A 20,518-nucleotide genomic window follows, 5' to 3' on the forward strand; every position below is an offset into this window, starting at 1 on the left:
GGTGATGAAGATGAACGAATGGAAGAAGGGTAGAGGGCTACTGGTTTTCGCGTTAGCCTTCATTGTCAATTATCAATTCTCAGTTGTCCATTCTCAGGAGCAGGTCGTTCCTTTCCGCTACGGGGATTTGGATCAATGGGTCGTGCGCGAGATTCATGAGTCGAGTATCATTGGCGGGGCGACGAAACTGCTCTACGAGGTGGGACCGCGTGATACTATCGTGGGGAACATCGCTTATACGAACCAGGGCGGTTCGCCGTGGGCCAACTCGAACGTGATGGCAAAGGTGGCGGGCGTTGTCAAGACGAACGTCTCCGTGTTTCCCGAACGGCGTGGCAGCGGTTGGTGTGCTCGTATGGAGACGCGCATGGAGAGCGTTAAGGTGTTCGGGTTAATCGATATTGAAGTGGTAGCGGCCGGTTCGGTCTTTTTGGGGACGATTCACGAGCCGATTAAAGGAACCAAGAATCCGCAGAGCATGTTGATGAGCGGCGTGCCTTTCACCAAGCGTCCCAAGGCTTTGCGGTTCGATTATAAAGTGAAAGTGATGCCGCAACACGAGCGCGTCCGTAGCACAGGGTTCAGCCGGAAGACGACAGTCGCGGGGCAAGATTCCGTCGCGGTAATCCTTTTGCTTCAGAAACGCTGGGAGGACAAGGAAGGGAATGTCTTCTCGAAGCGCGTCGGGACGATGGTGCAACGTTATTCCAAGTCGAGCAATGGCTGGGTGAACGAGGCTACTTATCCGATTCTTTATGGCGACATCTCGCATCATCCGGATTACCGCGATTACATGCGCATCCAGGTAGAAGAGCGTTACACGACGAACAGCCGAGGTGAGAGCGTCCCGATTCAAGAGGTCGGTTGGGCGGACGCGAACGACACGCCTACCCACATGGTGCTCCAGTTCGTCTCCAGCCACGGCGGCGCTTATATTGGTTCGCCCGGTAATACGTTCTGGATCGACAACCTCAAGCTCGTTTATTGAATGGACAATGGAGAATTGACAATTAGGGAGGCATTCTCCATTGTCAATTGTCAATTCTCCATGGTCCATTCGTTTATTCCCACTTGTACATTATTTTATAGTTTTCAGGCCGGTGCGCTTTCCGGTATTTCGTGGGCGAGACGCCCGTGGCTTCGAGGAACGTACGCGAGAAGGTGCCGTGAGAGGTGAATCCGCTCCGTTTCGCCACTTCGCTTATTGGCAGGTCGGTGCAGGCGAGCCATTCGCGCGCCGTTTTCAGCCGGTACTGTTTGAGGAAAAGGTCTATCGGCTCGCCAGTTTGGTACTGGAATAGGGCATAAGCGATTTTCGGTTTGATTTTCGCCTCGCGGGCAATTTGCTGGGGCGTCGTGCCGCAGTCGCGCGCCAGGAGGCGGGCCACCTCGTTCATGAAGGGCGAATCCGTCTGGGGCGGGGTGGGGCTGACCGGCTCCATGCGCATCCATCCCTCCGCATTCGTCACCATTTTCGCTTTCAGGGGCGAAACGTAAATATCGTCTACCGTGATTTTCTTGTTTTCCATGCCTTTGTTTTTTGGTTGTTTTCGCAAAAATAACTTTTCCCGCCTTCCCTGCCAATTCTTTTTGCATAAAAAAGCATTATAGGAGAAGAAAACTGGCTTTTCTTCTCCTTTCTTGTCTGCAAGGATAAGCCTACGTTCTAGGCTTCTCCTTTCTTGTCTGCAAGGATAAGCCTACGTTCTAGGCTTCTCCTTTCCTGTCTGTAAGGATAAGCCTACGTTCTAGGCTTCTCCTTTCTTATCTGCAAGGATAAGCCTACGTTCTAGGCTTCTCCTTTCTTGTCTGTAAGGATAATCCTACATTCTAAGCTTCTCCTTTCTTGCCTGTAAGGATAAATTTCAGGTTTAAATTTCTCCTTACATACATTATAAGAGAAATTGGCGTATTTTTCTTCTCCTATAATTTCCTCAAAAGGCTCCTGCCGTTGGCGGGGACGCAATTCTTTCCCGTTTCGCTTGCGCAAAAGCGGCGAGAAGGTTAAATTTGTATCGTTTTTTAATCCAGAAAAAAGATAAAAGATGACCGTAAAAGAAGAAATAGAACAACTTAGGACGGAATTAGACGAGCACAATTATCGGTATTATGTGCTTTCGGCTCCGACCATTTCCGATAAAGAATTTGACGACAAGATGCGGCGGTTGCAGGATTTGGAGGCGGCGCATCCGGAATATGCCGACCCGGCTTCGCCCACGCAGCGCGTCGGGAGCGACATCTCGAAGGAGTTTGTGCAGGTGACGCACCGCTACCCGATGCTTTCGCTGGGCAATACCTATTCGGCGGACGAAGTGCGCGATTTTTACGAACGGACGGCACGCCTCTTGGGTGAACCTTTCGAGATTGTGGCCGAGCTGAAGTTCGACGGTACCTCTATCTCGCTGATTTACGAGGAGGGCGTGCTGGTACGGGCCGTGACGCGCGGCGACGGGACACGCGGCGACGATGTAACGGCCAACGTGCGCACCATCCGCAGCATCCCGCTCCGGCTCCGGGGCGACGACGTCCCGGCGGAGGTGGAAATCCGCGGCGAGGTGCTCCTCCCTTGGGCCGAGTTCGACCGCATCAACCGCGAACGCGCCGCGCAAGAGGAGCCGCTCTTTGCCAATCCGCGCAATGCCGCCTCAGGGACGCTCAAGCAGCTCAACCCCGCCATTGTGGCAGCCCGCCGCCTGGACGCCTATTTATATTATGTATTGGGCGAGGAGCTGCCCGCGGATACGCACTACGGAAATTTGCAGGCGGCGCGACGCTGGGGACTGAAGGTTTCCGACGCGATTCAGGTATGCCACTCGCTCGACGATATCTATACCTATATTAATACCTGGGACACGGCGCGGAAGAACCTCCCCGTGGCGACCGACGGCATCGTGCTCAAGGTAAATTCGCTCCGCCAGCAACGTGCCCTGGGCTATACGGCCAAGAATCCGCGCTGGGCAATCGCTTACAAATTCCAGGCCGAGCGCGAAGAGACGCGCCTGAATTCGGTCTCCTATCAAGTGGGAAGGACGGGAGCTGTCACGCCGGTGGCCAACCTGGAGCCGGTCTTGCTGGCCGGGACGATGGTAAAACGCGCTTCGCTCCATAATGCCGACATCATCGAGGGATTGGATTTACATATCGGTGATCAGGTATATGTAGAGAAAGGCGGGGAAATCATCCCGAAAATCGTAGGCGTGAACAAAGAGGCGCGCTCGATGCTGATAGGCGAGAAGGTACGCTTCATCACCCGGTGTCCTGAATGCGGCACGCCGCTCGTCCGCACTGAAGGCGAAGCTGCCTATTATTGTCCGAACGATACCGGATGCGCGCCGCAGATAAAAGGCCGCATCGAACATTTCGTCACCCGCAAGGCGATGAACATCAATATGGGACCGGAGACCGTGGAAGACCTCTACGAAGCGGGACTGCTCCATAATGCCGCCGACCTTTACGAGCTGCAAATGCACGACCTCGTCCGTCTCGAACGACGCGGCGAACGCAGCGCGCGTAATTTGCTGGATAGCCTCGAAGCCTCCAAGCAAGTGCCCTTCGAGCGGGTACTCTTTGCGTTAGGAATCCGGTATGTAGGCGAGAGCGTGGCGAAACGGTTGGTGCAAGCATTCCATTCGATGGAGGCGCTCCGGGCGGCTACGTTCGAACAATTGGTCGCTACCGAAGATGTCGGCGAACGCATCGCGCAAAGCTTGGTCGATTATTTCGCGAATGAAACGAACCAGATCCTCATCCAACGCCTCGCCTCCTATGGCTTGCGAATGGAAAGCGCGGAAGAGGAAACCGGCACGAAGAGCGAGAAGCTGAAAGGACAGACCGTCGTCATCAGCGGAACCTTTAGCCATCATTCGCGCGACGAATACAAAGTGCTCATCGAACAACACGGAGGGAAAAACAGCGGTTCCATCTCCAGCAAGACGAGTTTTATCCTCGCAGGCGAGAATATGGGACCCGCCAAAATGGAGAAAGCCGCGAAGCTCGGTATCCGCCTGATGCACGAAGAAGAGTTTTTGAAACTATTGGAAGACTAAAAAATATTGATTCTGTATTTGTTTGACTTTCAGACGGGTGTGAAATCGGTGTAATTTTATTGTAATATTTCTTCCCAAATAATTTGGTGGTTCTCATTTTTATGTGTAAGTTAGCGGTACAATTAACAGAGTATTAACCTTCAAAAAACAAACAACCATGACAAAGACGATCACGTTTAATGAATTACGTAGAATTAAAGATAGTTTGCCTGATGGCAGTATGCATCGCATTGCAGACGAATTAGGTGTTTCAGTGGAAACTGTCCGTAATTATTTTGGCGGGCAAAACTTTCAAGACGGCAAGAGTTGCGGTATTCATATCGAGCCGGGTCCTGACGGAGGGCTGGTAGTCTTGGATGATACTACAATTTTGGAACGTGCTCAGCAGATTTTGGAAGAAAGCCAGGCATCTGCGGCACCGGAAGCGTAAAAAGGCTTTTGCTCTTAAGAAAATCCTAAGGTAAGTTGAACAAATAAGGGAGATTTACCTTGGGATTTCTTTTCTACAATCATTTTTAGAATTACATTAAAATGGAGGAATGGATATGGAAGACAAGTTAATTACATTAGCTATTCTGACTTTCGAGAAGGCGCAAATGCTTAAAATGATGTTGGAAGCGGAAGGAATAGAGGTATATATCCATAATGTCAATCAGATACAACCGGTCGTTTCGGCGGGCGTCAGGGTGCGCATCAAAGAAAGCGATTTGCCTCATGCGCTTCGCCTGATTGAAGATAACAAATGGTTTGAATCGCCTAAACCGGAAAAGAAAGACAAGGAAGCGGGGGAAACACGTGTTTTAGTCCCTATCGACTTTTCGGATTATTCTTTGAAAGCTTGCGAGATAGCTATCAATTATGCCCATAAGCAAGGAGCCGAAGTCATGATTATGCACGCTTATTTTAGCCCCTATTTCCCATCTGCTATTCCATTGGGGGATACGATGGCATATCAAGCCAACGAGGAAAGCACCCGGAACATGGTAAACCGTGTACAAGGTGATATGGCGCAATTATGTGCTGAGATAGATAAACGGATGGAAGAAGGTATCCTTCCGAAGGTGAAATATGATTATACCTTGCGTGAAGGTTTGCCTGAAGAGGAAATCATTGCGTATGGGAAAGAATACCGTCCCGACCTGATTGTGATGGGAACGCGCGGTAAAGACCAGAAAGATATTGATTTGATTGGAAGCGTGACAGGCGAAGTTATTGAAATGAATAAAGTCCCCGTCTTGGCGATTCCGGAGAACGTACCTTTTCATGATTTGGGCGAGGCGAAGCACATCGCGTTTGCAACCTCTTTCAGTCAGCGGGATTTGATAGCTTTCGACCGTTTCATGGATGTAATCAAAGGGTATGACGTACAAATTCATCTCTTTAATATCTCTACAAGCCGGGATGAATGGAACGAAATCCGTTTGACGGGCGTCCGTGAATATTTCCAAAAGCAATATCCTGAGGCATCTATTTCCTATACGGTGCTCGATGATGGCGATTTGCTTTTGGCTATCGAGAAATTCGTGCGTGACCAGCACATTGATTTGATTGCATTGACCACGTACCGACGGAATATTTTAGCTCGGATATTGAATCCAAGCATCGCCAAGAAGATGTTGTTCCATACGGATACGCCCCTTTTGGTTATGCATGCCTAAAAGGAGGAAGTTGCCAGTTTCGTCGGAAACATAGGCATAAACAAAAACGATTATAGTTATAAATGCCGGCGATTATAACGAGAAACCAAATCGATTATAGGCATGAATTTTTTAATCTAAGCCTTGGCTTTTGCAGGGCGAGGCTTAGATTATTGTGCCTGAGCCGAATGTCTACTTGAAATGAAACTTTAATGTGGATTTTTGAGAAAACGCATCGGATTGTAAAAAATATGTTGTATATTTGTTTGTAAAACGACACAAGTAAAAAAAGTAGAAGCGATGGATCGATATTTAATCATTAAAACGAGGGATGAACTACTTCGAATTCGAATAGGTCAAATCCTTTATTTTGAAGCAGATCGAAATTATACCAAATTACTCTTATCGAATGGTATACAATTTACATTTGCCATCAATATTGGGAAAATCGAAGAGCTTTTGGAGAAGCAAGTGAATGGAAGTAATGAAATACTAATCCGCGTAGGGAAAAGTCATATCCTGAATAAAAATCATATATTGCAAATCAATTTGCCGAAGCAAAAGTTGCTCTTGCTCGCAGAGACAGGGAAACCCATTGAATTGAATATTTCGAAAGACCCTTTGCGTGTGTTGAAGGAGACTCTCGAACAGGATATGGATAAAACGATAGAAAGTTAACAGATGGCGATTACAATAGGAAAATCATCTGACAATGATTGCGTCGTAAACGATTTATCCGTCAGTCGTCATCATGCACGATTGATACGCGAACAGGATTGTTGGTATTTGGAAGATTTGAATTCCTCGAATGGTACTTATATTAATGATGTTCAGATTTTAAAAAAGAAGGTGTCAACAACGGATAAGATTCGTTTCGGTGCAACGTATGAAACGGATTTGGAAAGTTTGTTGAAAAGCCAGAATGACTATAGTGAAGAGTTTAATGCGTTAAAACAAGTATATGATGATTATGTGCGGGAGAAGGTGAGAATACAATCTTCGAACCAATTCAAGACGCGCTTGTTCCAATCTCTGCCTTTTGCTTTGTTGGGAATTATCGGTATGGTAGTTGGTTTCGTAGGGAAAAGCAGTTCGGTGTGGATGATGTTTAGTCTGTTGTTGGCCGTCCTGGCTCCTGTCGTAGGAGTTTATTTGGGAGCACGCCAATCAGCTAAAATACCCCAACAGTTACAAGATTTGACGAACCAGTTCAAGATTGATTATGTTTGTCCAAAATGCGGTACATTTTTGGGTGACATACCTTGGGAATCGTTACGAAAAAAGAAAAAATGTCCGGTTTCGACTTGTCAAGCTAAATGGACGAATGAGTGATTTCGTCCTACAAAGTGCCTTGTTTTGTACAGAAACCTCAAACGTTTGATTAGCGGAGGTTATTAGAGTGGGAATATTACAAATCCTTTTCTTACTTTTGCGCTATAATTATAATAACCTAATAGCAATGAGGAAGGGATAGTATTATGCATGAGAATGATTACACATTCGTTACGATCGACAATGGTCCGGAGGCAGTAGACTTGGGCGATGTCGTAGTGGTGGATGTAGAAGGAGAAGACAGCGTCTTGGATGCTGTGATGCTTGACGATGGAGAGACGGATACTACAGACTTTATTACCCTGTCGGATGATACGGTAGTTATGTCGGATGGGGACGTCGTGGATAATTATTCAATTGATATTGATGGAATGGATATTTCATTTATGATATGATTGCAATAAAATGTCCATATTGTCAGGTTGGTTTGAAAGTAGACGAGGGGAAACTTCCCCTCGGCATTACTTCTTTCAAATGTCCTAAATGCAAACAAGCTATCCCAATATCCTTAGTAACATCTAAAGTAAAGGAGGAAGAAGCTGAAACCCAGCTTCTTCAACCTGTAAAAAAAAGTGTAGGTAAGTTGACCGTAATGGCTAATCCGGATACGGAAACGCAAACATTTCTTTTACATGAAGGTATATTTATCATCGGTCGACAATCTTCTGCCTCAAAAGCAGATTTGGCGATTCAAACAAATGATCGTTCTATGAGTCGTGAGCATTTACGATTGGAGGTAAAAAAAGAAGAACGGGGCGGATATAAACACTTTCTCTCAGACAATAATAGCAAAAATCATACGTTATATAATAACAAATATTTAGAAGAAGGAGAAATAGTAGTGTTGCAAGATAATGATGAGATCATTATTGGCCATACAATTCTTCGGTTTAACTTATAACGTATAAATGTGCGATGAATATCCTATTAGGACAACCTTTTGCTGCATCAGAAAAAGGTAAACGCAAAAATAATGAAGATGCGGTTTATCCTTTGCCGGAAGTTGTATCTTCAGAAGATAGTTTGTTTTTGGTATGTGATGGCGTAGGAGGAGAAAATAAGGGGGAGATAGCCAGTTGTTTAACGTGCGAAATGATTCCAGCTTTTTTTCGAACTTTTTTAATAGGAGAGATAAATAGTAGTTTTATCCAAAAAAGTGTACAATATGTAGAGACATGTTTCGACCAATATGTAACAGAACATCCTGAAGCAATTGGTATGGCAACAACGATGGCTATGCTCTATGTAGAACGAGGTACGGTCGTAATAGCTCATATCGGTGATAGTAGAGTGTATCAAATACGTGAAGGACATATCATCTTTCAAACGGAGGATCATTCGTTGGTTAATTCGTGGGTAAAGTTAGGACGTATTACGGAAGAAGAAGCAAGGATTCATCCGCAAAAAAATATTATTCTACGGGCTATCCAAGGAAAAAATCACCCTACTGAGGTGGACGTTTCTTTTATTACGGATGTGAAAGATGGAGATATTTTCTTTATGTGTACAGATGGCGTAATAGAAAGTTGGCGTAAAAAAGACTTAGAAAATTTATTTGCCGAGCCATTCTCTTTGGAGAAGATAAAGGATACATTGGTGGAAGTTTGCTCGGAAAATAGTCGTGATAATTTCTCATTTTACCTTATACCTGTGAAGAATGTGCAAAAAAAGGAGAGTTTAACGGAAAATTTCCTCACATTTCTTTATTCTTTTATTTAAATGGTGTATTTTTGGCAAATTAAATGGGAATCATTATTGACGATATGAATTTGCCTAATGGATATATACTTCAAAGAGGAAAGTACAAGATTGCGCAAGTGATTGGGCAAGGCGGTTTTGGCATAACTTATAAAGGCTTTTGGACTACGGAGGTCAAAGGTTCTTTGGGAGCTATGCGAACGGAGATACCCGTGTGCATCAAGGAATATTTCTTTAAGGATTATTGTAGCCGAGACCCTCAATCGTTGATTGTGCGTGTCCATTCAGATACCGGAAAGCTTCTTTTCAATAAATTCAAAGAGAAGTTGATTAAAGAAGCCAAGATCCTTTCAGAGGTTCATCATCCTTATATAGTCAATGTGTTGGAAGTCTTTGAAGAGAACAATACGGCTTATATTGTAATGGAATACATTGCAGGTAGTTCTTTGAAGGATAGATTGTCGAAAGAGGGTGTGCTTCCTGAGGCTTTGGTGTTACGTTATATTAAGCAAATTGGTGAAGCATTAGCTTTTGTGCATCAGAAAAATATTCTCCATTTGGATATAAAGCCAAGTAATATCTTGATAGATCGGAATAATAATGCGCGTCTAATTGATTTTGGTGTAAGTAAGCGGTACGATATTCAGGAAGAGGAGACAAGTACTACGATGTTGACGCTATCCAAAGGATTTGCGGCTATCGAACAATATGATAGTGAAGGTATACAGACTTTTTCTCCTTGCCCAGATATCTATTCACTGGGGGCTACGATGTACAATTTGCTGACGGGAAAGATTCCGACCGAATCTATTTTAAGAGCTACGCGGTTATTAGAGAAACCAAGCGTATTGAATCCGCATATTTCGCCTCAAATAGAGCAAGTGATATTGAAAGCTATGGAGATTGTTCCAGCGGATAGATATCAAAGTGTTCGGGAAATGTTGGATGCATTGGCTTTATCGGATGTAGAACCCTCTTCAAATATTTCGAATTCTTTGCCTCAAGATGGTATGAATGAAGAAGAGGAAACAACTCTTTTGCCTCCAAAAACCGGAGATATTTCAGAAAAGGAAGAAGAGACGGTTTTAAATCATAAAGGAGAAGATGAGATTTCGAAACAAACAGATACTTCGAATCTGAAGCCTAAAAAGCGTAATGTTGGGGTAGTGGTGATAACGATTGGGACTATCGTTCTTTTTGGTGGAAGTGCTGCTGGATGGTATGTATATACTAAGAATGAGCATCATTTGCCTCAGACGAATGTGGGTGCCGTAAAGGAAATCTCGGAAATAGAGAAGATTGATTCGATTGCTATGGTGAATCTGCAACCTTCTGAGGCTGAGATGAAAATGGATTCAGTACCTCAAAAAGAAAATATAGTTGTAAATTCGAATAAATATAACGATAATCGGACGGATTCACAGGCTAAAAATGAGGAAAAAACGGTTATAAAAAAAGAAGAGAAGCCGAAGGTTTCTTCGGAAGTGCAATCGTCGCGCAAAGAAGAAGTAGTAGAAGCAAAAAAAACTCTTGCAGAAGAGGATAATAAGTTGTTTTTGTATGAAAAATGGCTTGCTTCGGGAAAGGAAAAAATAAATCAGAAGGACTATCAAACAGCTAAAGCAGATTTAAATAAGGCAAAGGAGTTTGAAGTAACGGAAGAGGTCATTCGCTTATTGGTGTTTTGTGATCAACAGATAGAGGAAGAAGCTGTCGTTGAACGTAAAAATGGCTATGAGGAGAAGATGCCTTTCGGGACTTATATGATTGTTCGGAAGAAAGCAAACAACCGTTATGGGGCGATTGACGAAGAAGGAATTGAGCGCATCCCTTGCAAATACTTGAGTGTAGGTAAAGCAGAAGATGGCCGGGCTTTTGAACGAGAAGATAAATTGTTTGATATTTATGCCTCCGATGGTACGTTGATTACCCAAGGGGCAACAGGTTATTGATGATTGATATATGAAAACGATTTGGTTATTAATATGTTGCATGGTTTTTCCAATAGGAGTATGGGCTCAACAACGAGCAGAATATAATCGAAAGGGAGATGAGGCCATGAAACGCCAAGATTATCGGGATGCCAAAATGTGGTATGAAGAGGGTGTCTCGTATTGTGATATGTATAGCATAGATAAGTTAACAGAAATTTGGCTAAAAGATGAATCATCGCGTTCTTCTATGCGCAGTTTGATGAGTAAATGTCTGAATTGCTTGAATGTATTAGGTACAGAGCAAGATACGACGGCTATTCATCAATTGATACTTTATTATCAAAAAGGTATAGGTACGCCAGTAAGTGATGAATTGGCCGAATATTGGACAGAGAAATTAGAGCAAGTTCGAAACCAAATGCTTTATGTACCTTCGGATGAAGTTGTATCTTTTGAAGAAAAAAAAGAACGGATGAAGTTTTTCATTGGGTATCAATATGCGATCGAAGCTCCTTATGGCTTGACTGTTGGAGGCGTAGGAAAGCGTTTAGGTTGGTACGTACGTTTTAAAACGAATATGTCGTTCGACAAATATTATACAGCTGAGTGTAATAGCCAGAATGGAGGCGAGTTGATAGAGGCACTTTCTGAGGATGCGTATTATTTTACGAACGAACGGAAAAAGAGTCTTTATGCGTTTACGGGTGGATTGGTGATTAAATGTACCAATTGGCTTTATACATCGGTGGGCGTAGGTTATGGTGAACGGACATTATTATATGAGTATTATACGATTGACCATCAAACGGGGACACTTGGTTCTCAATCATGGGCTAAACATTTAGATGCATCTTATGTAGGTGTGGCAGGTGATATTGATGTGATGTGTAAGTTAGGACCTGTTTATCTCAGTGTAGGATGTAATACGATTAATTTTAAATATGCAGATTTGAATGCAGGTGTGGGTGTATTCTTTTAAGGAGGAAAGTCTATGTCGAAATATATACGTTGGATAATTTTGTGTTTACCTCTTGTGATGGGGTATGGTTGTATGGATGAGCCAGACATGGATACAAATGTGCGGAATGCAGCTCCGCCTTCCATTCGTTTGTTAACAGGTACATCCGAAGAATATATATTAGGAACTACGGCTACTACAATAACTCTTCAGGCGGAAGTCTTAAGTGCAAATGGACTTCCTGTAGAGGCGTATGGTGTCTGTTGGGGATTAGATCCTTCGCCGGTCGTAGAGTCGGGTGATACGGTGATTTCAGGAACAGGCATAGGTGAGTATGAGTCGACAGCAGTTGGTTTGGAAGCAGATACGACATATTATATTCGTCCGTATGCAACTAATGAGAAAGGGACGAGTTATGGTGAAGAACTGTCTGTTTCAACTCAGACGGGTTTGGGTGTGGTACAGACTTTGGATCCGGCTGATGTGAAAGCCGAATCGGCTTTTTTAGGAGGGCGTCTCTTGGCGTTGGGTGAGGGGGATATCGTCAAAAGAGGCGTGTATCTTTATGAAACGTCATTGAACGATCCGTCGCCTCGTACGATAGAGATGGAGGCACAGACGGATTCTCTTTTCTCGGCCACGGTTGAGAATTTGGAGCCATCCACGCGCTATTATGTCCAAGCCTTCGTAGAGAATCGTTTTGGTATGTTCCCGCTTCCGGCTGTCAAATCGTTCTATACAACCAGTGGTAAGCCGGAGTTCAAGTCGATGGAACCGATTGCAAGAGATTATTCTTCTATTACTTTCCGAGCTGTTTTTGCGACATTGGGAGATGCCGATATCGAGGAAGCGGGTTTTTGTTATCGGAAGGGAGAAGAACCTGCTTGGACGGATACCTCTGCAGTACAGGTACCGTGTGTCATTACGAACGACTCGATAATGATAGGTGTACTCGACGGTTTGGAGCAACAGACGCAATATTTTGTCAAAGCGTATGCTCGCAATAAATATGGTGAAGTCTATTTTGGCGAGGATTATACCTTCTACGCTCAGAGTAGTGCGCCTACAGTGTCGACTTCTGCTATCGATGCTTCAGACATGGATGCGGGGACGTTACGCGTCGAGGGGTCTATCTTGGATAAGGGCGAGACGGATATCGTGGGGGCTGGCTTTGTCTGGTCTTCTACTAATCAGCAACCGACGATAGGAGATGCGGCGTGCGATTCTATCATGGCCTATCAGGGAGATAGCATTTTTGTGGGAAACATTACCGAACTCCGAGGCGGTACAACCTACTACGTTCGTGCCTTTGCTTATAATGCGTCGAACGTTTATTCGTATGGCGCGGTGCAAACCGTCGAGACGCCGGCTATCCTCACTTCCCTCACGGCCTATCCAGGTGAGGCAGTGACCGAGGCTTCTTATTGTGTGTTGAATAACATAGGTTATATTTTAGGGGGAGACTTAGGCCGACAACGTTCTGCTTCGTTGTTCATGTATAATATGAGTACAGATGAATGGGCGCAACGGAATCCCATCCCGGAAGCCGTAAAGAGTTCCTCTTTCTTTGCCTTGAATGACTTTACAGTTATATCCTTTGGTGGAAAGGATGATAATAATCACGTTACAAACGGTTTCTATGGGTACGCATGGATGACCAACGAATGGACAGAGTTAAATAGTGGAGGTTATTCGCTCTCCGACGCGGCTGGCATTTCGCTGGATAACGAGGCTTACATTTTGGGCGGTTTTGGAGTCAATGATACTATCAATGATAAGGTATTGCAGTTTATCCCAAGCGGCAGTGGTTCGTGGACGGAGCTCCCTTCTCGTTTCCCTGATGAGCAAGTGAAGAGCATCTTGGTGCGGATAGGTGACCGTTTCTATGCCGGTCTGGGTCGTACGAGTATCGGTTTGTCGGGTATCTCGTATAGCAAAGATCTCTGGTCGTCGGCGGATATGTCGTCGTGGAGCAGCGAAGAGGAGTGCCCGACTGAAGCGGAAGGTGTGGTAGCCGGTGTCGCGTGTGGCGACAAGCTGTATGTGTTGGATACGAACTTGGATTTGTACGTTTTCGACCCGGCCACGGATTCGTGGGCAAAGCAACCAACCTCCATCCGCTCGTCGTTGCAAAGCAGTAACCTGACGAACATCTTTATGTTTGCCTATAATGGGTATCTCTATATAGGGCAGACGAGCGGTAGTAAGCATTTCGTCCGCTATAACCCAGGGTGGGATCATTGACCCACGTCGGAGCCCTCGAAGTCAAGTGTCAGACTTAACGAGGCTGGGTGTCGGACCCAGGCTACCTAACTGTCGGACCCAGCCTACCTGGGTGTCGGACTTAACTGAGTTAACTGTCGGACCTAACTTTTTTAACAATATAAGGAATCAATATAAACATAGAAAGGCGTCTAAAATGGATAAGTCAGCAATCTTAAAACGCATTCAGGAGAACGTGGCGCAGCTCTCGGCAGCCGGCGACGCGCGATACCGGTACATCCCGCTGCATCGGCGGCCTACGCCCTCGGTGGAGCGGGTGCGGGAGGTGATGCATCTCCTGCGGGCAGTCCTGTTTCCCGGCTTCTTCGACGAGGTGCATGAACACAGCCTCGAGTCCCTTCCCTATTATGTAGGGGTTTATTTAGAAAGGATTTATGACCTCTTGCAAGAGCAGATTTACCACAGCCTGGGCTTCGAGGCCACGGAAGGAGAGGGGGTATCCCGTGCGCGGGCATCCGACCTCACGATCGCATTCATAGACCGTATCGCTCACATTAAGTACTTGTTGTCTACCGACGTAAAGGCTATACTGGACGGTGACCCGGCCGCCAAGAGCGAGAGCGAGATTATCTTTTGTTACCCGGCTATCTCGGCCTTGTTGCATCAGCGAGTAGCGCACGAGCTGTTCCGGCTGGAGATTCCGGTCCTGCCACGGATGATGACGGAAATGGCGCATTCGCTGACCGGTATCGATATACATCCAGGGGCTGAGATCGGGGCTTACTTCAGCATCGATCACGGTACGGGCGTAGTGGTAGGGCAGACCGCTATCATTGGGAACCATGTCCGTCTGTATCAGGGAGTGACGCTGGGCGCGAAGAGCTTTACGCTCGACGAGGAGGGGCTGCCGATGGACGTCCCGCGGCATCCTATCATCGAGGACGATGTGACTATCTACTCGAACGCGTCTGTGTTGGGACGGATTACGATTGGTCGCGGTTCCATTATCGGTGGGAATATCTGGTTGACACACAGCGTGCCACCCGGTTCGAAGATTGTACAGAGCCATGCCGTCCATGAGTAAGTTAGCTTGGTGGAGCCTGTTAGGCTCCTTTTTTATTGTCCTGTGGGGAGCTATCCGGTTGTGGGTGCCATCTCCTCTCTTTTCCTCTCCCTATTCCACCCTATTATACGCACACGACCATACGCTTTTAGGGGCACGCATTGCCGACGACGGGCAATGGCGTTTCCCTACAGATAGCCACGCCCCCTCGAAATTCGTCACCTGTTTGCAACTCTACGAAGACAGGCGTTTCCAGTATCATCCGGGGGTCGACGTGCTGGCTTTGGCACGAGCCATGATGTTGAATATTAAGCATCAGCGCGTAGTGAGCGGCGGAAGTACACTGACCATGCAACTGGCCCGCATGGCCCGCGGGAACCAACGGCGCACCCTCTGGCAGAAGGCGATGGAAATCCTCTGGGCATTCGGCATCGAGTCTCGCTACAGCAAGGAGGAGATTCTGGATCTTTATGCCTCGAATGCACCTTTCGGAGGGAATGTAGTTGGCATCGAGGCCGCAGCCTGGCGTTACTTTGGGCGCAGCGCTTCCGAACTTTCCTGGGCTGAGCAAGCCACTTTGGCCGTCTTGCCGAACGCCCCCGCCTTGATTCATCCCGGACGAAACCGGGACGCCTTACGGCAGAAGCGCGACCACCTCTTGCTTTCCCTCTACGAAGAGGGCTATCTGGACCAGGAAACCTATGAGCTTTCCTGCCTCGAACCCTTACCCCAGAAACCCCATCCTTTACCCCATCAGGCACCTCATCTCTTAGACCGTATATCACTGGGTAATAGAGATGTTCATATACATCATACGACCCTTCGCCCAGCCTTGCAACAGCAGGTGCAATCTATCGTCAATAGCTATGTCGCCGAGTATCGCTCGAACTACATCTACAATGCGGCCGCGCTGGTGGCGGATGTCGAGACAGGAGAAGTATGGGCCTACGTCGGGAATGCGACGGACGGCGGCTCTACCGGGCAAGGGGAACAAGTAGACATCATCGCCTCACCCCGCAGTACCGGTAGCATCCTGAAGCCTTTCCTGTATGCCGGCATGTTGAGCGACGGCTCGTTGCTCCCCGATATGCTGGTACCCGATATCCCTTTGAACATACGTGGCTTTACGCCCCAGAACTACTCCAAGACCTATAGCGGCGCAGTAGCGGCACGAGAGGCCGTATCCCGCTCCTTGAACGTGCCGTTGGTACGGATGTTATCCGATTATAAGACAGGGCGATTCATGGCTTTGCTCAAACAATTGGGCATGACGACCCTCCGTTTCCCCGAGTCGCATTACGGGGCATCCCTGATTTTAGGCGGAGCGGAGGGAACCTTGTGGGACTTGACCGGCATGTATGCGTCGATGGCCCGCCAGTTGGCACACTATTCCCGTTATAATGGGCGTTACGACGAGGCCGACGTGCATCCGCTCCGCCTCACGCCAGCGGAGGAAGCAGAAGAGAAGAGGCTTACGCTTGCCAGTAACCCGTCGTACGGCGCGCTTTGGTTCATGTTCGAAGCTATGGCCGGCGTGAATCGCCCCGAAGAGGAGGCCGATTGGCAACAATTCTCATCGATGAAGCGAGTAGCCTGGAAGACCGGTACGAGCTATGGCGGACGGGATGCCTGGGCGATTGGCGTCACGCCGCGGATGGCCGTCGGCGTCTGGGTAGGGAATGCCAACGGGGAGGGACGCCCCGGACTGACCGGTGTCGGGAACGCAGCTCCTATCTTATTCGATATCTTCTCCTTGCTCCCAGACTCACCCTGGTTCGACGAGCCACTCGACGATATGGTACGTCTGCCCATCTGCCGGACCAGTGGACACAAGGCTACGGCTGCTTGTACGCTGGTCGACACGCTCTATGTCCCTCGTGCCGGCATGCAGTCGGAGGTATGCCCGTATCACCGTTGGGTCCATCTCTCGGCAGACAGACAGTACCGGGTAAACAGTTCCTGTGCAACCCGGGCAGAGATGGTACGCAGCTCCTGGTTCGTACTGCCACCTGCCCAAGCCTACTATTACCGCCAATACCATGTAGACTACCAGCCTTTGCCACCCCTTAAGCCAGGATGCGAGGAAGAACCCGCCACGCAAATCGCCATCCTGTATCCCGAACAAGGGGCTATCTTGTACATCCCTCGCGGTCTATCCGGCGAGCCGGAGCAGGTCGTAATGCGAGCGACCCACGTCCGTCCAGACGCTACCCTCTATTGGCACTTGGACGAAGTCTACCTGGGCGAGACGCACCACGAGCACCAGTTAGCCTGCACCCTTACACCCGGTCAGCACCTCCTGACGCTCGTCGACGAACAGGGTCACCGCCGCTCCGTCCTTTTTGAAGTGAAAGCGTAAGATTCACTTCGGCTTCCATAGGAGATTCAGGGCAAAATCTGTACCTTTGTGCCTTCATTAAATTTACAAGACATGAAAATAGGAATAGCAGCTGCCCTGATGTGTGCCGTCGGTATGGCACAAGCGCAGCAAAGTTTTTAGAAAGAGGATTTTACCTCGGGTAAATTGCCGTCCGGATGGGCGGTAGTCGACTCGACGGAGTCGGCTAAATGTGAATGGATAGTGACCGACCAGCCCTATCCGGGTTCATTCCAATTCGAGCAACAGGCACCTCCGATTGCCTCGACCAGCCGCGGCTATCACATGCAGTATCAGCCAGGCGTAGTGACGGGCGAGGAGATTACGAAGTGGAACCAACGGCAGGAATACCCCAACGGTTACTTTCAGACGTCGGCTATCGATTGCTCGGCGCATAGTGATGTCATCCTCAAGTTCGAGCACCTCTTCCGCTGGAACGACTGGTTTACAGGGCCACGCGCTGGCTTATGGGTAGGCGTAAGTTCCGACGGAACGCATTGGACGGAATACAACGTGCGAGACCGCATCCCGGCAGCGACCCAGCTGCATACGCCGATCAAAGAGGAAATCAACATAAGCGAAGTGGCCGCCAGACAGAAAACCGTCTACCTGCGCTTCTTCTGGCGTCATATCTTCTCGTGGTACTGGATGATAGACGATATCGAACTGACTGAGCCTTATGCTCACGACTTGGCTATTGAGGGCATTACTTCCCACCAGGAAACAGGCAATACGTTCACCCAAGAGGACGTCATCAAGCTCAAGCTGAAGAACGTCGGTTCGCAACCTGTAGGTAAAGACTTTACCGTGACAGCTACGTTGAACAACGGCGTAACGTTGACCGCAGACGTAAAGGCTTCCACATCGCCTATCGAGAAGCAGCAAACCTACGACGTAGCCTTCCCTAAGACCGACCTAACGGGTATGGGTTCCTATAAGCTCTCCTTTACGGTAGATTATGCTGAAGATGAGCGGCAAGAGAACAATACATGGAAAGCCAACCTCTATGCCGCTAAGATGAGTTTAGGCAGCGTGACGAAGGTCAATAAGTTGAGCGGGCATGAATATGAGTTCGTCTCTGGCTATTCAAAGATGAAGCTGATATTCTACCAGGATGACATATTCCGAGTATGGTTAGCGCCCGACGGCGAGTATACCAATCCGGCAGGAGACGAAATCGTAGTGGATTACGGCATTAAGAACCCAAAAGTATCGATGAGTAACGCCGGGGACTACTACAAGTTCACTACGCCTAAGTGTGTGGTCCGCGTCTATAAAGACCCCATACGCCTAGCCCTGTATGATAAAACCAACAGGAAAGCCCTGTTTGAAGAAGCTGAGCCCCTGAGCTTTGGCCTAAAGACCAGCCAGACCTTACGACGCAGTGCCGACGAGGACTTCTATGGCGGCGGGATGCAACAGGGAAACTTCTCTCACCGAGGTAAGGAAATCGACATAGCGGTCACCGGATGGGACGAGGACCAAGCCTCGAACCCCGCGCCCTTCTTCATGTCTACCAAGGGATACGGTGTGTTCCGCAATACGTTCGCACCCGGACACTATGCGTTCAACGGAACCTACATGCCGGATAAGGTCTATGATGACGGCTACAAGATGCAGGGTTTCACCAGTACCCTTACGCACGACGAGAACCGTTTCGATGCCTTTTACTTCTACGGTCCTTCCCTGAAAGAGATATTAAACAGCTACACGGATATCACCGGGAAACCCTTCATGCCCGCCATGTGGATGCTCACGATGGGCGACGCAGATTGCTACAATAAGCCAGAGCAACGCACGGGATGGCCACAGTCGACACCCGACGTCATTACGCAGGTGGCAGATAAGTATATCGAATATGATATGCCGCGTGGATGGATTCTTCCGAACGACGGCTACGGTTGTGGGTACGTTAAGCTGGATTCTGTCGTAACGGAGCTAAGCAAGCGAGGTTTCCATACCGGCCTGTGGACCGAGAATGGCGTAGATAAGATCGCCTATGAGGTAGGGACATGCGGGACACGCTTATGCAAGCTCGACGTAGCTTGGGTAGGAGAGGGGTATGAGTTTGCCCTGAATGGATGTAAATCTGCCTATGAAGGCATCACGAGCAATACAAACGAACGCGGATTTATCTGGTCGGTCTGCGGATGGGCTGGCACACAGCGATACTCTACCATCTGGAGCGGCGACCAGGTGAGCAACTGGGATTATATCCGCTATCATATCCCGACCGTCACGGGTGCCGGGCTCTCTGCCTTCAATGCCGCTACCAGTGATATAGACGGTATCTTTGGAGGTTCCCCCAAGACTTACACCCGCGACTTGCAGTGGAAGGTCTTCACGCCTATTATGATGACCATGAGCGGGTGGGCAGACGCGGACCGTCAGCCTTGGGTATACGGTCATCCCTATACGGATATCAATCGAAAGTTCCTGCGGCTCAAGATGCGGTTGAACCCTTATACATACACTTACTGTTATGAGGCTCACCAGACAGGCGTCCCAATGGCACGCGCTATGGTATTGGAATTCCCAGAGGATATCGTCACGCGCGACACCACGACCCAATATCAGTTCATGAGCGGTGAATGGCTCCTCGTGGCACCTGTCTACGAGCGTCGGGGACCGCGCAAGGATATTTACTTCCCTGCTGGTGAATGGTACGACTATTGGACGGGCGAGACTTATCAAGGGGGACAATGGCTGGATAAGTATGAGGCGGCGCTTGATATCATACCGGTATTTGTTCGTCAGGGTGCGATTATCCCGATGTATCCAGACATGAACTACGTAGGCGAGAAGCCCGCCGATGAGCTCACGCTCGACCTTTATCCTTATGGCGACTCCTCGTTCAACCTCTATGAAGATGACCTTCTGACACGCGACTACGAGCAGGGTGCTTTGGCTCGCACACTCATCTCCATGTCGGCAGCCGATGGGGCACAGGGGAAGGTCTCTGTGACGATTGCCAAGGCAAAAGGAGATTACAAAGGACGCTATCAGGAGCGCACTTACCTCTTAGATATGCGTTATCTGAAGTCGCCGGCATCGGTGAAAGTAGGGGGCGAAGCGCTGTCGGCTATCTCTGCGGAAGAGTTTAAGTCCGGAAAGTGTGGTTGGTATTACGATGCAAACGATCGCAAGGGACGACTTAAAGTCCGCACTGCTCGCCTCTCGACGAATGTCGACCAGACCATCGTAGTGGAATAAGGTAATTTCCTATATGGATTTATATAATAGGTAAGCA

At 48.0% G+C, this 20,518-nt stretch carries 15 protein-coding genes and 1 pseudogene; 15 read left to right on the top strand and 1 reads right to left on the bottom strand.

Annotated elements, in window-relative coordinates:
- The first annotated feature begins 4 nt into the window (after positions 1 to 4).
- On the top strand, positions 5 to 988 hold the full coding sequence (locus B5F77_RS00370) for a PCMD domain-containing protein (RefSeq protein ID WP_239445698.1): 984 nt from the start codon (positions 5 to 7) through the stop codon (positions 986 to 988).
- A 73-nt stretch (positions 989 to 1,061) separates the two neighbouring features.
- On the opposite strand, the gene B5F77_RS00375 is transcribed toward B5F77_RS00370, so the two are convergent.
- A complete protein-coding gene (locus tag B5F77_RS00375; protein ID WP_087326064.1) occupies positions 1,062 to 1,529 on the bottom strand; it encodes an AraC family transcriptional regulator in 468 nt (155 codons plus the stop codon).
- Positions 1,530 to 2,045: 516 nt separating this feature from the next.
- On the opposite strand from B5F77_RS00375, the gene ligA reads away from it, so the two are divergent.
- From ligA to B5F77_RS00445, 14 genes and pseudogenes are all read left to right on the top strand, one after another.
- Positions 2,046 to 4,046, top strand: a complete 2,001-nt coding sequence (gene ligA, locus B5F77_RS00380) for an NAD-dependent DNA ligase LigA (protein ID WP_087326066.1) — start codon at positions 2,046 to 2,048, stop codon at positions 4,044 to 4,046.
- 157 nt (positions 4,047 to 4,203) lie between these two features.
- Positions 4,204 to 4,476, top strand: a complete 273-nt coding sequence (locus B5F77_RS00385; protein WP_087326068.1) for a DNA-binding protein — start codon at positions 4,204 to 4,206, stop codon at positions 4,474 to 4,476.
- A gap of 115 nt (positions 4,477 to 4,591) precedes the next feature.
- Positions 4,592 to 5,704, top strand: a complete 1,113-nt coding sequence (locus tag B5F77_RS00390) for a universal stress protein (protein ID WP_087326269.1) — start codon at positions 4,592 to 4,594, stop codon at positions 5,702 to 5,704.
- A 279-nt stretch (positions 5,705 to 5,983) separates the two neighbouring features.
- The gene (locus B5F77_RS00395; RefSeq protein WP_087326070.1) at positions 5,984 to 6,361 is read left to right on the top strand and encodes a LytTR family DNA-binding domain-containing protein; all 378 of its coding nucleotides are present in this window, start codon (positions 5,984 to 5,986) and stop codon (positions 6,359 to 6,361) included.
- Positions 6,362 to 6,364: 3 nt separating this feature from the next.
- Entirely contained in the window at positions 6,365 to 7,015 is a 651-nt protein-coding gene (locus tag B5F77_RS00400; protein WP_087326072.1) for an FHA domain-containing protein, read from the top strand.
- Between the two features lie 146 nt (positions 7,016 to 7,161).
- Positions 7,162 to 7,410, top strand: coding sequence for a hypothetical protein (locus B5F77_RS00405; RefSeq protein WP_087326074.1), 249 nt, complete (start codon positions 7,162 to 7,164; stop codon positions 7,408 to 7,410).
- Positions 7,407 to 7,916, top strand: a complete 510-nt coding sequence (locus tag B5F77_RS00410) for an FHA domain-containing protein (protein WP_087326076.1) — start codon at positions 7,407 to 7,409, stop codon at positions 7,914 to 7,916. The genes B5F77_RS00405 and B5F77_RS00410 overlap by 4 nt, the downstream gene beginning before the upstream one ends.
- 14 nt (positions 7,917 to 7,930) lie before the next feature.
- A complete protein-coding gene (locus tag B5F77_RS00415) occupies positions 7,931 to 8,734 on the top strand; it encodes a protein phosphatase 2C domain-containing protein (protein WP_087326078.1) in 804 nt (267 codons plus the stop codon).
- Positions 8,735 to 8,757: 23 nt separating this feature from the next.
- A complete protein-coding gene (locus B5F77_RS00420; RefSeq protein ID WP_239445669.1) occupies positions 8,758 to 10,665 on the top strand; it encodes a serine/threonine-protein kinase in 1,908 nt (635 codons plus the stop codon).
- 106 nt (positions 10,666 to 10,771) lie between these two features.
- Complete coding sequence (locus B5F77_RS00425) at positions 10,772 to 11,626, top strand: hypothetical protein (protein WP_239445672.1); 855 nt, start codon at positions 10,772 to 10,774, stop codon at positions 11,624 to 11,626.
- A gap of 12 nt (positions 11,627 to 11,638) precedes the next feature.
- Positions 11,639 to 13,849 (top strand): hypothetical protein, encoded by a 2,211-nt coding sequence (locus B5F77_RS00430; protein ID WP_140392778.1) that lies wholly within the window; start codon positions 11,639 to 11,641, stop codon positions 13,847 to 13,849.
- Positions 13,850 to 14,024: 175 nt separating this feature from the next.
- A complete protein-coding gene (gene epsC, locus B5F77_RS00435; protein WP_087326084.1) occupies positions 14,025 to 14,912 on the top strand; it encodes a serine O-acetyltransferase EpsC in 888 nt (295 codons plus the stop codon).
- Positions 14,905 to 17,250 (top strand): penicillin-binding protein 1C, encoded by a 2,346-nt coding sequence (pbpC, locus tag B5F77_RS00440; RefSeq protein WP_087326086.1) that lies wholly within the window; start codon positions 14,905 to 14,907, stop codon positions 17,248 to 17,250. Before epsC ends, pbpC begins: the two co-directional genes overlap by 8 nt.
- 72 nt (positions 17,251 to 17,322) lie before the next feature.
- Positions 17,323 to 20,481 (top strand): annotated as a pseudogene (locus tag B5F77_RS00445) (TIM-barrel domain-containing protein).
- Positions 20,482 to 20,518: the final 37 nt, after the last annotated feature.

Origin of the sequence: Parabacteroides sp. An277 (genome assembly GCF_002159645.1) — a bacterium.
GTDB lineage: Bacteria > Bacteroidota > Bacteroidia > Bacteroidales > Tannerellaceae > Parabacteroides.

Coding starts and splice junctions, on each gene's coding strand:
- B5F77_RS00370 (WP_239445698.1), top strand. CDS start 5: ATGAAGATGAACGAATGGAAGAAGGGTAGAGGGCTACTGGTTTTCGCG.
- B5F77_RS00375 (WP_087326064.1), bottom strand. CDS start 1,529: ATGGAAAACAAGAAAATCACGGTAGACGATATTTACGTTTCGCCCCTG.
- ligA (WP_087326066.1), top strand. CDS start 2,046: ATGACCGTAAAAGAAGAAATAGAACAACTTAGGACGGAATTAGACGAG.
- B5F77_RS00385 (WP_087326068.1), top strand. CDS start 4,204: ATGACAAAGACGATCACGTTTAATGAATTACGTAGAATTAAAGATAGT.
- B5F77_RS00390 (WP_087326269.1), top strand. CDS start 4,592: ATGGAAGACAAGTTAATTACATTAGCTATTCTGACTTTCGAGAAGGCG.
- B5F77_RS00395 (WP_087326070.1), top strand. CDS start 5,984: ATGGATCGATATTTAATCATTAAAACGAGGGATGAACTACTTCGAATT.
- B5F77_RS00400 (WP_087326072.1), top strand. CDS start 6,365: ATGGCGATTACAATAGGAAAATCATCTGACAATGATTGCGTCGTAAAC.
- B5F77_RS00405 (WP_087326074.1), top strand. CDS start 7,162: ATGCATGAGAATGATTACACATTCGTTACGATCGACAATGGTCCGGAG.
- B5F77_RS00410 (WP_087326076.1), top strand. CDS start 7,407: ATGATTGCAATAAAATGTCCATATTGTCAGGTTGGTTTGAAAGTAGAC.
- B5F77_RS00415 (WP_087326078.1), top strand. CDS start 7,931: ATGAATATCCTATTAGGACAACCTTTTGCTGCATCAGAAAAAGGTAAA.
- B5F77_RS00420 (WP_239445669.1), top strand. CDS start 8,758: ATGGGAATCATTATTGACGATATGAATTTGCCTAATGGATATATACTT.
- B5F77_RS00425 (WP_239445672.1), top strand. CDS start 10,772: ATGAAACGCCAAGATTATCGGGATGCCAAAATGTGGTATGAAGAGGGT.
- B5F77_RS00430 (WP_140392778.1), top strand. CDS start 11,639: ATGTCGAAATATATACGTTGGATAATTTTGTGTTTACCTCTTGTGATG.
- epsC (WP_087326084.1), top strand. CDS start 14,025: ATGGATAAGTCAGCAATCTTAAAACGCATTCAGGAGAACGTGGCGCAG.
- pbpC (WP_087326086.1), top strand. CDS start 14,905: ATGAGTAAGTTAGCTTGGTGGAGCCTGTTAGGCTCCTTTTTTATTGTC.